12 protein-coding genes and 2 pseudogenes are annotated in these 12,966 nt (G+C 52.9%); 9 read left to right on the top strand and 5 right to left on the bottom strand.

Annotation, left to right across the window (positions count from 1 at the left end; translation table 11 throughout):
• Nucleotides 1–241 precede the first annotated feature (241 nt).
• The 3 genes from ahpC to ACSFE6_RS01635 all read left to right on the top strand — a co-directional run bounded on the left by ahpC (nucleotide 242) and on the right by ACSFE6_RS01635 (nucleotide 3,673).
• The gene (gene ahpC, locus ACSFE6_RS01645; RefSeq protein ID WP_007975937.1) at nucleotides 242–805 is read left to right on the top strand and encodes an alkyl hydroperoxide reductase subunit C; all 564 of its coding nucleotides are present in this window, start codon (nucleotides 242–244) and stop codon (nucleotides 803–805) included.
• 129 nt (nucleotides 806–934) lie between these two features.
• A complete protein-coding gene (gene ahpF, locus ACSFE6_RS01640) occupies nucleotides 935–2,500 on the top strand; it encodes an alkyl hydroperoxide reductase subunit F (protein ID WP_435425980.1) in 1,566 nt (521 codons plus the stop codon).
• Nucleotides 2,501–2,893: 393 nt separating this feature from the next.
• Nucleotides 2,894–3,673: a hypothetical protein gene (locus tag ACSFE6_RS01635; protein ID WP_435425979.1), complete on the top strand. Its 780-nt coding sequence runs from the start codon at nucleotides 2,894–2,896 to the stop codon at nucleotides 3,671–3,673.
• Here ACSFE6_RS01635 and ACSFE6_RS01630 read toward each other — a convergent pair.
• From ACSFE6_RS01630 to ACSFE6_RS01620, 3 genes are all read right to left on the bottom strand, one after another.
• Nucleotides 3,670–4,266 carry a hypothetical protein gene (locus tag ACSFE6_RS01630; protein ID WP_435425978.1) on the bottom strand — a complete coding sequence of 199 codons (597 nt, stop codon included), beginning with the start codon at nucleotides 4,264–4,266 and terminating at the stop codon, nucleotides 3,670–3,672. The genes ACSFE6_RS01635 and ACSFE6_RS01630 overlap by 4 nt on opposite strands.
• Nucleotides 4,267–4,306: 40 nt before the next feature.
• A complete protein-coding gene (locus ACSFE6_RS01625; RefSeq protein WP_435425977.1) occupies nucleotides 4,307–4,654 on the bottom strand; it encodes a hypothetical protein in 348 nt (115 codons plus the stop codon).
• A gap of 242 nt (nucleotides 4,655–4,896) precedes the next feature.
• Nucleotides 4,897–5,352, bottom strand: coding sequence for a helix-turn-helix domain-containing protein (locus ACSFE6_RS01620; RefSeq protein ID WP_260956264.1), 456 nt, complete (start codon nucleotides 5,350–5,352; stop codon nucleotides 4,897–4,899).
• A 174-nt stretch (nucleotides 5,353–5,526) separates the two neighbouring features.
• On the opposite strand from ACSFE6_RS01620, the gene ACSFE6_RS01615 reads away from it, so the two are divergent.
• The 3 genes from ACSFE6_RS01615 (at nucleotide 5,527) to ACSFE6_RS01605 (ending at nucleotide 7,348) form a co-directional block, all read left to right on the top strand.
• On the top strand, nucleotides 5,527–6,255 hold the full coding sequence (locus ACSFE6_RS01615; protein WP_435425976.1) for a metallophosphoesterase: 729 nt from the start codon (nucleotides 5,527–5,529) through the stop codon (nucleotides 6,253–6,255).
• A 207-nt stretch (nucleotides 6,256–6,462) separates the two neighbouring features.
• Nucleotides 6,463–6,768: a hypothetical protein gene (locus tag ACSFE6_RS01610; protein ID WP_435425975.1), complete on the top strand. Its 306-nt coding sequence runs from the start codon at nucleotides 6,463–6,465 to the stop codon at nucleotides 6,766–6,768.
• Between the two features lie 121 nt (nucleotides 6,769–6,889).
• Nucleotides 6,890–7,348, top strand: a complete 459-nt coding sequence (locus ACSFE6_RS01605; RefSeq protein ID WP_435425974.1) for a DUF6957 family protein — start codon at nucleotides 6,890–6,892, stop codon at nucleotides 7,346–7,348.
• 76 nt (nucleotides 7,349–7,424) lie between these two features.
• Here ACSFE6_RS01605 and ACSFE6_RS01600 read toward each other — a convergent pair whose 3' ends face one another.
• Nucleotides 7,425–7,733, bottom strand: coding sequence for a hypothetical protein (locus ACSFE6_RS01600; RefSeq protein WP_435425973.1), 309 nt, complete (start codon nucleotides 7,731–7,733; stop codon nucleotides 7,425–7,427).
• Between the two features lie 46 nt (nucleotides 7,734–7,779).
• Between ACSFE6_RS01600 and ACSFE6_RS01595 the strand changes: the two genes are divergently transcribed.
• The 3 genes and pseudogenes from ACSFE6_RS01595 to ACSFE6_RS01585 all read left to right on the top strand — a co-directional run.
• Entirely contained in the window at nucleotides 7,780–9,171 is a 1,392-nt protein-coding gene (locus tag ACSFE6_RS01595; RefSeq protein WP_435425972.1) for a type II toxin-antitoxin system HipA family toxin, read from the top strand.
• A 1,584-nt stretch (nucleotides 9,172–10,755) separates the two neighbouring features.
• A complete protein-coding gene (locus tag ACSFE6_RS01590) occupies nucleotides 10,756–10,929 on the top strand; it encodes a hypothetical protein (protein ID WP_435425971.1) in 174 nt (57 codons plus the stop codon).
• Between the two features lie 325 nt (nucleotides 10,930–11,254).
• Nucleotides 11,255–12,439, top strand: a pseudogene (locus ACSFE6_RS01585) (ShlB/FhaC/HecB family hemolysin secretion/activation protein); the annotation flags it as partial.
• Between the two features lie 39 nt (nucleotides 12,440–12,478).
• Here ACSFE6_RS01585 and ACSFE6_RS01580 read toward each other — a convergent pair.
• Nucleotides 12,479–12,835, bottom strand: a pseudogene (locus ACSFE6_RS01580) (3-methyl-2-oxobutanoate hydroxymethyltransferase); the annotation flags it as partial.
• Between the last annotated feature and the right edge of the window lie 131 nt (nucleotides 12,836–12,966).

Genomic DNA, 12,966 nt, shown 5'->3' with positions numbered 1-12,966 from the left:
ATGACATTGAGGGAGCCTCTCGGTCTTGCCAAAGGTAACGCTGTTGGCAATGACCGGAAGTGAATGAATCGAAGGTTTGACAGGTAACACTCGTCGGATCCTGAATAATCCTGAGCTATTGTTTGTGAGTACATAATAGAAAAAATGGATCGATAGTTTTAGATTTGCCAATGAGCCAACCGTCCGTCGAGTGGGTACAGTTCTCTCCATCAACTTCTCAACCCCTGACGGAGAGTCAACGATGCCTATCATCAACAGCCAAGTTAAACCGTTCAAAGCTGACGCCTTCAAAAATGGCGACTTCGTAAAAGTCTCGGACGCTGACCTGAAGGGCAAGTGGTCTGTGGTTTTCTTCTACCCAGCCGACTTCACCTTCGTATGCCCGACCGAGCTGGAAGACCTGGCTGACAACTACGACGCATTCCAGAAACTGGGCGTCGAGATCTACAGCGTTTCCACCGATACCCACTTCGCCCACGCAGCCTGGCACAACACTTCGCCAGCCATCGGCAAAATCCAGTACACCATGATCGGCGACCCGACCCACGCCATCTCCCGCAACTTCGACGTGCTGATCGAAGAAGCCGGTCTGGCTGACCGTGGCACCTTCGTGATCAACCCGGAAGGCCAGATCAAGATCGTTGAACTGAACGATGGCGGTGTAGGCCGTGACGCTTCCGAGCTGCTGCGCAAAATCAAGGCTGCCCAGTACGTCGCTGCTCACCCGGGTCAGGTTTGCCCAGCCAAGTGGAAAGAAGGCGAGGCCACTCTGGCTCCGTCCCTGGACCTGGTCGGCAAGATCTAAGTCAGTGACTCGCTCCACAGGGCGGACTACCGCACCTACTCAGTAAGCTGCACCGCCCAATAAAAACGCCCGGGCGAGATTCGCTCGGGCGTTTTTTATGCAAAAAATTTGATAAAGGAAATCGCCCGTATGTTGGACGCCAATCTTAAAGCCCAGTTGAAATCGTACCTGGAACGGGTCACCCAACCGATCGAGATCGTTGCTTCGCTCGACGACGGTGCGAAATCCAGTGAAATGCTCAAACTGCTGAAAGACGTAGCCAGTCTTTCCAGCCAAATTACCTTGCTCGACAACGGTGACGATGCACGCAAGCCATCGTTCTCGATCAATCGCCCGGGTCAGGACATCAGCCTGCGTTTCGCCGGCATCCCGATGGGCCACGAATTCACCTCGCTGGTACTGGCCTTGCTGCAGGTCGGCGGTCACCCATCGAAAGCCAGTGCCGAAGTGATCGAACAGATCCGCTCGCTCAAGAGCGAGTTCAGCTTCGAGACCTACTTCTCGCTGACCTGCCAGAACTGCCCGGACGTGGTCCAGGCGCTGAACCTGATGGCGGTGCTGAACCCGAACATCCACCACGTCGCCATCGACGGCGCGCTGTTCCAGGCCGAAGTCGATGAGCGCAAGATCATGGCGGTGCCCAGCATTTACCTTAACGGCGAAGTGTTCGGCCAGGGCCGCATGGGTCTGGAAGAAATCCTCGCCAAGATCGACACCAGCGGCGCCGAGCGCCAGGCCGAGAAAATCAGCGCCAAGGATGCCTTTGACGTGCTGGTGGTCGGCGGTGGCCCAGCCGGTGCTTCGGCAGCGATTTACGCAGCCCGTAAAGGCATTCGCACCGGTGTCGCGGCGGAGCGTTTTGGCGGTCAGGTGCTGGACACCATGGCCATCGAGAACTTCATCTCGGTGCAGGAAACCGAAGGGCCGAAACTGGCCAGCGCCCTGGAAGAACACGTCAAGCAGTACGACGTCGATATCATGAATCTGCAGCGTGCCACCGCGTTGATTCCGGCGAAGAACCAGGGCGACTTGCACGAAGTTCGCTTCGAAAGCGGCGCCAGCCTGAAAACCAAGGCGCTCATTCTCGCCACCGGTGCCCGCTGGAGAGAAATGGGCGTGCCGGGCGAGCAGGAATACAAAGCCAAAGGCGTGTGCTTCTGCCCGCACTGCGACGGCCCGCTGTTCAAGGGCAAGCGTGTTGCGGTGATCGGCGGCGGCAACTCCGGTGTCGAAGCGGCGATCGATCTGGCGGGTATCGTCAGCCATGTCACGCTGCTGGAATTCGACAGCAAACTGCGTGCCGATGCGGTGCTGCAGCGCAAACTGTTCAGCCTGCCCAACGTCAATGTCATCACCAGCGCGCTGACCAGCGAAGTGAAGGGTGACGGCGAGAAGGTGAATGGTCTGGTCTACAAGGATCGCGATTCGGGCGAGTTCCACACGGTCAACCTCGAAGGCATCTTCGTGCAGATCGGTTTGCTGCCCAACACCGACTGGCTCAAGGGCACCGTCGAGCTGTCGCCTCGTGGCGAGATCATCGTCGATGCCCGTGGCGAGACTTCGCTGCCAGGTGTGTTCGCCGCCGGTGACGTGACGACTGTGCCGTACAAGCAGATCGTGATTGCGGTGGGAGAGGGCGCCAAGGCTTCGCTGAGTGCCTTCGATCATCTGATCCGGACTTCGGCTCCGGAGTAAGTACCAAGGCTGACCAAGAAGCCCTGCAAGTTCTAGCTTGCAGGGCTTTTCCCATTTCCGACGGATCATTTGTATCAAACGGATGAAGCCTTGCCGGAGTGGACTGATGATGGCTTTCGGGTAGCAAAAGGACGTCTGTGATGCTTGCCATTGTCCTGGTTGATTGCGATCATTTTGCCATTATTTGCAGTCAGATTTTATCGAGTAGGCATCGGTGCGAAGCTTGCTGAACTCAGGGGAACTGGTGGGAATGACGGAACGACTCAAGGATGAATTTTTGGCGTCGATCAGTGGCGTAGTCACACCCGATATCGTGGTATCCAGCCCATCGGTCGCACGGTTGTTAGGGTGTGAGTCGATTGCCAATATTACCGCTTGATGGGGAACACTGAAGTGACGCAGGGAGATATTCCTCTACGGGATATGGAATCGAACGCTGTGTCTCGATTCTCGAAAGCCTTCGAAGCCAGGTTCGACACCACCCATGGTGAAGAGAGGGCCGGTTGGGCTAACACGACACTTGGAGCGCAGGACACGGAATTCGCAGATCACCTTGTCGCGGCAAACGCCCGCTTCGCAATCATTGAGTTCAAAGCAACGCTTGAAGCGATAAGGACTGAGGCAGGTAAAGATCTCCGAAAGAAGCTCTTCAACGAATTGGCGCTGAGACGAGATTTTCTCAGGCGTTGCCTGGATCTCCACATGATTTGTTGGAGCACAATTGAAACCCACCAACCGGCAGGATATCCGATACCGATCCATGAAGAGATTGACCTGCTTAACCGCTACGCCGTGAAGGTGGCGCGATTTCTAAAGGTAGACCTCCAACTGAAGGCAGACCGGGACATGTCGACCGAAAAATTCCTGGATCGATTCATTGGGGCCCGTATAGTCGGCGGTACGTACAAGCGCTTTAAGAAATATCTGGACGAGCTCGGCGCGATTGCCGGCGGGGTGAGCGGGGACAGTTCAACTATTCAGGGTATGGTCTTTGTTTACCTCCCGGGAGACGAAAAGGCCCCTGGGAGATACGCTCATGCCCGATTTCGAGGGCTGGAGGAGCTTAATCTTCTGATGCAGCCACTTGGTATTGAGAAAGATCATCAGCTCCAACGCTCCAAGAACCTCGAACGCGATACGCCTTCTGACAGAAGCTTTGGCCCCAGCTTCTAACGGCTGGCTGGTGGCGCAACAGGCGCAGCGGGTAGGCGGCTCCAAATTTTCTGGAGCTCAGCCTTCTCTTTGGGGGTGGCCTTACTCCAGATTAATTCGAAATGCGCAGCATTTTGCCGAGTCTCCCGTTCAAGAGGGGACTCCCGGAGGCTGGCAAAATAAACAGCACCGAAGATCGCCAAGCCACTGACCACAAGAAATCCGATTCCCAATCTGAAAATGAATTTCCTAGATTGTGTAAAGCTCTGGTCGACCCGATTGGCTGCCAGCTGGTTCGCCTGGGCTGATTGGGCGAGTGCCTCAGTGGCGCCGGTAAGTGACGCCTGCACGCCTCGGAATGCTGCTTCATGAGCGTGCTTTGCAGCGACCAGGGCCACCTTATCCGCATTAGCCCACGCGCGCTCTGCAGTCACAACTTGCTCACCGATTTTTTTACTGGCAGCGTCAACTTGCGCAGTGAATTGTCTAGCCTGGACAAGCACTGCTTTGCTGTCGCGAATCTCATCGTGAAATCGGTCGAGCTCTTCGGTAAGTCTTTCAGAGCAGGCGAGGAAGTCCTCGTAGGTCGCCGTCCAGGTATTTACATTCTTCATTTCTTAACCATTAGCCTTGACTGTCATTGCCGGGCGGTCGTTACTCGCGTGGCCGCTCAAGAGATAGATCGAGACGTTGTGAATTGTCGCAGTGGCGAAAGAGGTCTGGGCTGAAATTATGCCTCCCACCAAGGCCGCCATCTTTAAGAGGATCATTTAACCTCAAGGGAAGGCGTCGAACATTTAAGGATTCTTCGACTGAGATGTCGGCCATGACCGGAGGTGTGATGGATTGAATTTCTGCCTGAGGTTCGATATTTGGTGTGAGCGACTGCTCGACTGTTGGGTTACTCGTTGATGCTCCTGAAAAATGCAAGTCGAGAGCGAGGCCAATTTGCTCCATGATCCTCTGCATATGGCGAAGGGAAAAGCTTACATCCTTACGCATTGGATTTGGCACCAGTCTCAGCTTTAGTGAATACTCTAAGGGCCTACTGAAGAACGGAACCTTACCCCTGAATCGCAAGCTCGCACTCTCCAGTATTCTTGCCAGTCGGTCCGTAAGAAAACCCTATCTTGCGATTACTCAATGTTTTCTATGAGAGCCAACCCTAATCGATAGCCACCTCGAGCGGTGGTTGGCTAGACGAGGGAAGAGTACGAGCACTGGTCTACTCTAATGTGCCAAGCTTAAGACTGACGGTGCCAATGGCGCCGAACCGTCGACTCCGCCATACCCAGTTCCCGTGCAATTTCAGCTTGCGTAAAGCCTTTATCCTTCAGCTCCTGTACTTCGCTTCGAGCTTTCGCTGCTGCAGCCACTCGAGGGTGTGGCCCTTTCTCAGTTTCCAGCGCAATGGGGGTCTCGAGTAGAGATCGGGAATGAAGGTCTCTTTGGGCAACCTCCAGGACCTCACTCGCCGTCAACTTTTCATGCGCTGCACACACCAGGGTCATCAACGCGACGGGATGTAGCTTCAGAGCATTGCTCAGTTCGATGATCGCCTCAAGGCTGGGCGAGGTCTTTCCACTCTCAATTTGGCTCACGTGTGATTGAGCGAGCGTATCGCTCAGATCATCTTGCTTGATGCCGCGTCCCGTTCTTAAGAGCTTTAGCGCCGCGGCGAATGCGATTCGCACAGACATTTTTCTGTCCCATAAAAACAGAGGTGTATGCCGCGTTTGCCATCCGCCACTCAAATCTATATATTGATATGAGTGGCGGTATCGGATCCTTTGTGCATTCATGACGCATCAAAACCCAGCCCCACTCTCGAGTTGGTTGTTTCAATTTAGCTTTAAATCGAGATCGGTCTACAGATGAAGCTATACGTGCTTTCAGATCTGCATAACGAATTTTCTCCCTTCGAGCTTGTGCCCGCGGAGTACGACTTGGCCGTTTTGGCGGGGGATGTTGATGTCAAGTCGAGGGGAGTGGGGTGGGCAAACAAGGCTTTCTCGTGTCCCGTGATTTACGTGGCTGGCAATCATGAGTTTTACGGTGGCCACATCGACTACACGTTGCAGAAGATGAAGGAGGCTGCCCTCAGTCATGTCCATGTTTTGGAAAATGAGGCCTTCGTTTTCAACCAAACACGCTTCCTTTGTGCAACAAGCTGGACTGATTTTTCTGCAACGGGAGACGCAGTGGCTGCTACCCAAATTGCTCAGGATTGGATGAACGATTTCCGAGTTATCCGCGCTGAAAACTACCGGCGTTTACGCCCGTCCGATGTCGTCAGCCGAAACCATTTCTCGCACGAATGGTTAGCGGCGGAATTACGAAAACCGTTTGATGGAAAAACTGTCGTCGTGACGCATCACGCGCCGCTCTACGAACTGGTCGGTGATAAACATGATGGTCATCTGAACGCTGCTTATGCGAACAATTGGCAGGACCTTGTAGAGAAGGCAGACCTTTGGATCTTTGGTCATACCCACCGATCCATTGATGTCCAAATAGGTCGGTGCCGCGTGGTCTCGAATCCTCGCGGTTATCCCAACTCACAGACCGGTTTTAATCCCGCTCTGGTGGTCAACGTCATCTGAGTTGCGTCTTGAAAGCCACTGATAGTCGATGGCTTCTTCTCATTCCCGATTTTCTAATGCGACTGGGATCGTTGTTCAGGCTCAGCGTGAAGGGTGGGCTGGGCGGTACACAATTTGGATGAAATCAGGAGCTGTGAGTGGAATACGGCACGAACGAAAGCAAAATCGCGGTAAATAGTCTGATTGATTGTCCAGGGATATCACAGCATGAATGACCCACTGTGCGTGTCCATTCCAGAGACCGTCACAACGGCAATGGCAATGGATTTTGGTATGCCCGTTACCGCTTACTTGCTGGCAGCTGTCGACAGCCCACCGATACTCATGGGCACGGTGTATGGCGATACCAAAGGACGGTTCAGAGAGGGCGCCAGCATAAGAACATCGAGGATACAGAAGGCCCATTTTATTGAGGGGTATTGGCTGTTTCAGACGATCGGAGGCAGCACTTATGTTGTGGTGAGTTGGGTTCCGCCTGGTGGCAATATTTATATGAATCGCATTTATCACTGACACCTCATGGGAGGTTTGGAGCGATCCAGTCCGACGTGCTGTCGAGTGATGGTAGTACTGGATTCCATGCAATCAAGATCCTGCCAAGCAACAGGCAGGGTAAGAGCAGATTAGAGTGGCAATGAAGAAGACGACCGTAACGGATGCCCAGCTACTGGGTGATTTGCTTTTTGGCGCTGCGCAAATAATAGGGGGTTCCAGACTCGATGATGATGAGTTGATCAGGGTCGCCAAAGAATTATTTGTGGAAAGGCAATTTTGTATCGTCCGACACTGGATGTTGGTTGATGTCATGCTGCCACAATTCCACGCACGGGAAATCCAAAAGCAGGGGTTAGAGGCGACCATCTTGTTTGCCCAGCAGGCTGTATTCGATAATCAAGGTAAGCATCAGGAGGGGGACATCATCCTCAGCGACTACCAGCGTGATTTTGACGGCTGCATTTTTGAAAGCAAAGACACGCTGTACATCTTGGCCGGCCGTGGAGCGCGCAAGCATGCGAGTTTGCCTGCAGTCGAGGCGCTCGGGGACTCGATCGATGACTCGTCATCCTACACTTGGAAAACGCATGGCAACTGAAGGTCTGATGAGGCGGTATGTTGAGGTTTGAGCCTTCAGTTGATGACTATTGGATTTTGCTCAGATGTTCCTATCACTATTTTTGGATCGGAAATGCTCCTGATTCTGATAGGTAATAAAATTGAGCTTTTATCCCAATGCTCTGCCCTAAATGATAGTAGTTGTTGCAGAGTATTTCGGAACTGATCAGCGACTCCACTGGAGTTGTGAAGGGGATATAGCCAATGAACACAGGCTTGTCTGGTTCTGAGGGGTGGGTGTTTAAGTGAAATACAGCAAAAGAGTCCTTATGCTCTTCGTCGGTGGAAAGCTGAATCTCCCAATCGCAATGCTCGCTCAGAGTTTTGTTGTACTGCTTGATGTATTTTGCAGAGTTGTAGTTCATGATACTCTCCTTTTTTTTGTTATGAGTTAATTATAAAAATGGAGCAATGACGGTCGCAACCCTCTTTTTCGAAGTTTTAAGTGCCCTGCTGTGGCACGATAATATGCTGAGGCGTATGGAATCCATCACACTTCAAGTTCACGCGGATGGCCGTTGGCGCGATGCGATGGTGGTCAGCTTCGATTCACCTGGAGATAGCCTGCGAAGTCGGTGCAACATCAACTATGTGCCCGAATACCTTGCGGATCAGTTCATTCAACTGGGTACGGTTAAGGCGCCGGCCGTCAGTGCGAACCTCCCATTGGAATGGGAGATTCGGCGAGAGCTTGCCCCTGCTTTTCTGCACGATATCATCCCGGCCGGTGCTGCACGTCGGCACATCTTGTCGAGAATGGCGGTACCGCCAGGGATGTCGATTGATCTCTTTCTGCTTTACCAATTCGCTTCTGCTCCCATTGGAAACATGCGCGTAAAAAGCGCGGGCGAAACGCTGTATCCCACAGGCAAAGTGCCTGATGGAGCTACACGAGCAGAGGTTGTTCAGGAAGGTATGGGCTTTCTCGACCAGGCCAGGGAATCGGGAATGCCAATAGACGGTGCCCTAGGGGTCGGTGGTCAAGCTAAAAAAATGCTGCTGGTCGAGGATGCTGCGGGACGGCTTTATCCCGACGGAGCGGTAGGCGACGCAGTTGCGTGCCGCCATTGGTTTGTAAAATTCCCGCGTAATAACGGAACCAAATTAGACCGGGACATCCTGCATTCCGAATACTGCTTTTACCGCGCGTTGGGCGCGTTGGGGATCGACACGATCGCCGCCGAGGGGCTGACATACGAAGCGGCGAAGGTACCCAGTATTTGGATGCAAAGATTCGATCGCAAAGTCTCTCCGTGCGGGGTTGAGCGTATCGCAGTAGAGTCAATGTACTCGCTCTGTGGCGTCACTAATTCGGTTGTCCGTATGGATCATATCGATGTCGTGGATCGGCTAGCGAAAACATGGATTGCCGCAGACCAAGAATCTGAAATACCCGACATGATTAGCGAATACCTGCGACGGGATTTGATAAATCTGATTGTCGGGAACACCGATAACCATTGCGGAAACCTCTCGATCCTTCGGAGTAAGGAGCGAGTGAGCTTTGCACCGGTTTACGATCTTGCACCCATGGTACTGGATGTTGAAGGCATAGTGCGGATTACCCGGTGGCCAACAGCAATGGAACGATTCGGGTCGGTCGATTGGGCGGCTGTTTGTTCAGGCTTCGCGCATTGGGCAGATCCGCAATGGTTGTTCGATCGCTTAAAGGCGGACGCTCAATTGCTGCTGGCGTTGCCGGATCTGCTATCGGAGCTAGGGTTACCACAGCAAGTTTGGCGCTCGCCGCTGATTCCGTTGAGTCGTCTGGAAAATACGTTTCGTAGTTGGAAGTTGAAGTGATTGATCCAGGCAACCACTTGAGTGGACTTGATCGACCAGCAGCTCGTAGAAATCTTCGTCTTTCAGATCCCCCTGGTGCAGCTTTGTTTCGCAGCAGCGCTGCCAACCAGGTGGCGACAATGAGGTTTGTCTATGTTTATCCGTTACTGAAGAAAAGCGTACAGGTCTACCCAGAAGTCCTCCTGACCTCCTAGTGCGAAGTCTTAGCGAAGTGCGATGCAACTGACTGATGAGGCGATGCGAAAGAATGGGTATTTCTGTATGACTACCTAAAGAGTCTTCAACACACCTAAAAATCCCGTATTCACTCGGGTAATCATCTATCGGTACGAACCCTCATACTGCCTGAGCAATACCTCGCGGCCGTTTGTGTTCAAATCAAAATCAATCCATGTTGCAGCACTCTCTATGTGCGGCAAGGTGCTGCACCTCGCGTACCCAGCCCCTGAGGAAGCGGCGCCAGTTGCTTGCGTAACTACCTTCAAGCAATCGAGTAGACAAGGCGCTCGCCACTTCGAATCTGTCGCGCTAGGGCTGGGGTATATGCTGGTCGAGCACAATCATAAAAGGGTAGCCATCGGTACCCACGTATTGCGTTTCGGGTATCCATCAGTATTTCCCGAGCGCAGTAATCGAACTTCAAACCGCAAAATGTCTAACCACATACTAACAGCGTTAGTTCGCTGAGAGCGTTCAGAATTGCGTTGAGCAGTGTCGGGTGCGGAGCAGGAGGGGCCATCTTGGGGGCTGTTCGATCGTGGTTGGCCAGGCTGTATTTCACTGTTTAGTCGTGTTGAAATTTTATTCATTTTCAACCCTTGAATGTTTTTGAGCGAAGGGTCTTTATGCCTGCACGGCGTTCGTTGAACGCCGACTCTCGAATCACTTCATGTTGGTCGCCGGATTGACCTGGCAACACAGCGAAGACTATGCGCGCGAGCCGCGCCCTGTTGTATTTGCATGACACCTTCGATCCTTGCCAAGGACCTGCCATTGCCGATTGAGCCGATATCGTCATATGCAGATATGCGCTGAGGGATTGAGGCGTCAAGATAAAGCCAGAACACCGACGGCACCGTAAGCCTTCAACACGCAAAACACCAAATGTCGGCGGGATCTCAAACCTGTCGCAGGGATTTAATGCGGGTCAAACCGCTTTCGCCTGGAGAGGCGTGGAGAGGAGATCGAGAAATGGTGCAAGAGGATCCCGGGGGTCATATCCAATAAGAACTCGCTCACCGTGCGTGCCGGTTCTCAGGTCGTGCCATCTTCACCACTTGACGTTCTACCAAAGTTCGAGAAAGCGCATTAAAACTCACCGACTCTATACACAAAATTATTCCAAGAAGAATTACGGTGTGTTCAGTTGAATATTCGTTTTCGACATTATATCTACTGGTGAATATCAGTGTGACAATGGGGTAGGTATACTCCTGTCTTTAGTAGGGGGTCCCTTATTAATTTTCAGAATTACCCTGCTGTTATAGTCGACAGTTTTCGATAAGATCTTACCGTCAAGGAGTCCAAGTGGAGCAAGACGCGTCCGAGGGGACGGCTGAGAGAACCCACGCTAAGGAGCTAACCATGTATGATTTTGAGAAGGACCTGATTGACCAGTATCTCAATGAAATTGGCGTTCTCTATGCAAAAGCAGCGAGCGGAGAAAACGTTTCCGAAAGAGTAAAAGAGTTAGCTGCTCAGTACTGCGAACGTATCAAGACTTTAGAGTCCAACATGCTGATGCGAAACACTGAGTAGCTCAAAGCGGTTGAAGAAAAGGCGGCGAGGTCGGTAGCTAGCCAGACCGATTTGTTGAGCCCTAAGTTGGCACCTAGGTAGGCTGCGGCGAAAGCAGGCAGGTTACAGACGGCAAATGGTGCTTGCAGTTAACCTCAGATTAGATTGCCTTTACAGTTACACAGACGCGGCGGGTATGCTGGTCGATACGGCTAACATCGGTTTTCCTACTGCTTTTTATTTTTTCGAAATAAATAATTCACGAAGCTGTAATTGAGTTTCTAATTGACGATTGCACAGCATTCTCTCCCCAATAGCGGTAAAGAGCCATATCGAGGGATTGAATATGTACCCACCCGCCCTCGTGGGGAGGCTGTGCCTGGCTTTGCTGTGCCTTTCTTCGCTGAATCTTGCTCACGCCGCCCCCACCCCTGGTGAAACCGATCTGATCCGCGAGCGTCTGGATCGCTTGCTCGAAGAGCAGCGTCGGCGTCTGGAGGAACTCAAGGAATTACCCGGAAAGGCAGCCAAACCTACTCAACCGACGGCCCCGGCCGACGCCCGTTGTTTCCCCATCAAGGACATCGAACTCAAAGGCGCCGACAGTCTCTCGGACCGCGAGAAAAATCGCCTGCTCAAGCCATATATCGGTCAGTGCCTGGGCGTCCCGCAGCTCAACGAGTTGCTGAAAGTCATCACCGATCACTACATCGAAAAAGGCCTGGTCACCAGCCGTGCCTACTTGCCGCCGCAGGATTTGTCCGGCGGGCATCTGAAGGTGCTGGTGGTCGAGGGTCGACTTGAAGGGTTGAAGGACGCGGAGGGCAGCCAGCTGTCGGACCGTGAACTGAGGATGGCTTTTCCCGGCAAGAGCGGTGAGCTGGTCAATCTGCGGGAAATCGAGCAGATGGTGGATCAGCTAAACCGTCTGCCATCAAATCAGGCGCAGATGGAGTTGTCCCTGGGCAAAAAGGTCGGTGGCAGCGAAGTGCTGGTCAAGAACACGCCGCAGAATCCGTGGCGTGCCGGGTTGTCGCGCAGTAATGACGGCCAGCGCGGCACTGGCGAGAAGCAGTGGGGCACGACGTTTGATTGGGACAGCCCGCTGGGCCTAGCCGATCAGTTGATGCTGCGCGGCGGTCACGATGCGATGACCGATCACCAGCACACCTCCAACAACGCGATGCTCAATTACTGCGTGCCGTGGGGCTGGTGGAACTTCAATTATACCTACAGCCAGAGCGAGTACCGCTCGCGAGCTCAGGCCAACGGTTTCAATTTCAAGCAGACCGGCGACAGCGAAAATCATCAACTGCGCGTCGAGCGGGTGATCCATCGCGACGCACTGAGCAAGACCTCCGTCAGCACCGGCCTCTCGTACCTGCGCACCAACAACTTCATCGAAGACAGCAAGCTCAAGCTGAGCAGCAACCGCATCAGCGAAGCGCAGTTCGGCATCAACCACGGTCGGCGGGTCGGCACTGCCTTCGTCAACCTCGACCTGAATATGCAAGAAGGTAGGGACGCATTCAAGGACAAGCATGGCTGCGCCCGCATCTGCCAATTTCATCGCGTCCTCTCTCAACTGACGAGCTTTCAATTCATCACGGCCCTGTACTTTGAAACTGCCAAACACGTTGACTGATTGCAGAGTTAATCCGAGATATGGACACACAGGAATGCCCATTTTGAGTAGTTGTGCGACAGCACTTTTAAGCCATTCACCGCCTTTAATCTTGACCATCTCGGCACTTGCCTGCATGACCGTCACGGCATCTTCCAGCATCCGATTAAGCGATCATGCAGAGCTGAAAGGTAGATCCGCGACGATGAGCGCATTGCTATTACTAGTCGACAGGCACCGAGTGTTGTTAGCGATATCTTCGATGGTCACCGGCAGGGTAGTGGGGCGGCTTTGAGAAACCATACCTAACGAATCTCCAATAAGGAGTACTTCTACACCCGCTGGCTATCCGATGCTGTAGGTAGGCGGGAAATCATTCTGTCTTGAAAAAACGGATAAGGGTCTGCACAAATCGGATAGTCCCGGCTTTTAAC

Source organism: Pseudomonas baetica (assembly GCF_051216495.1).
Taxonomy (GTDB): Bacteria; Pseudomonadota; Gammaproteobacteria; order Pseudomonadales; family Pseudomonadaceae; genus Aquipseudomonas; species Aquipseudomonas baetica_B.
This window is presented reverse-complemented; position numbering and strand designations above follow the sequence as displayed.

Bases quoted from the DNA above. Each gene is read 5' to 3' on its own strand.
- ahpC (WP_007975937.1), top strand. From the start codon at position 242: ATGCCTATCATCAACAGCCAAGTTAAACCGTTCAAAGCTGACGCCTTC.
- ACSFE6_RS01620 (WP_260956264.1), bottom strand. From the start codon at position 5,352: ATGTCTGTGCGAATCGCATTCGCCGCGGCGCTAAAGCTCTTAAGAACG.
- ACSFE6_RS01600 (WP_435425973.1), bottom strand. From the start codon at position 7,733: ATGAACTACAACTCTGCAAAATACATCAAGCAGTACAACAAAACTCTG.
- ACSFE6_RS01615 (WP_435425976.1), top strand. From the start codon at position 5,527: ATGAAGCTATACGTGCTTTCAGATCTGCATAACGAATTTTCTCCCTTC.
- ACSFE6_RS01630 (WP_435425978.1), bottom strand. From the start codon at position 4,266: ATGAAGAATGTAAATACCTGGACGGCGACCTACGAGGACTTCCTCGCC.
- ACSFE6_RS01610 (WP_435425975.1), top strand. From the start codon at position 6,463: ATGAATGACCCACTGTGCGTGTCCATTCCAGAGACCGTCACAACGGCA.
- ACSFE6_RS01605 (WP_435425974.1), top strand. From the start codon at position 6,890: ATGAAGAAGACGACCGTAACGGATGCCCAGCTACTGGGTGATTTGCTT.
- ACSFE6_RS01625 (WP_435425977.1), bottom strand. From the start codon at position 4,654: ATGCGTAAGGATGTAAGCTTTTCCCTTCGCCATATGCAGAGGATCATG.
- ACSFE6_RS01590 (WP_435425971.1), top strand. From the start codon at position 10,756: ATGTATGATTTTGAGAAGGACCTGATTGACCAGTATCTCAATGAAATT.
- ahpF (WP_435425980.1), top strand. From the start codon at position 935: ATGTTGGACGCCAATCTTAAAGCCCAGTTGAAATCGTACCTGGAACGG.
- ACSFE6_RS01595 (WP_435425972.1), top strand. From the start codon at position 7,780: ATGACGGTCGCAACCCTCTTTTTCGAAGTTTTAAGTGCCCTGCTGTGG.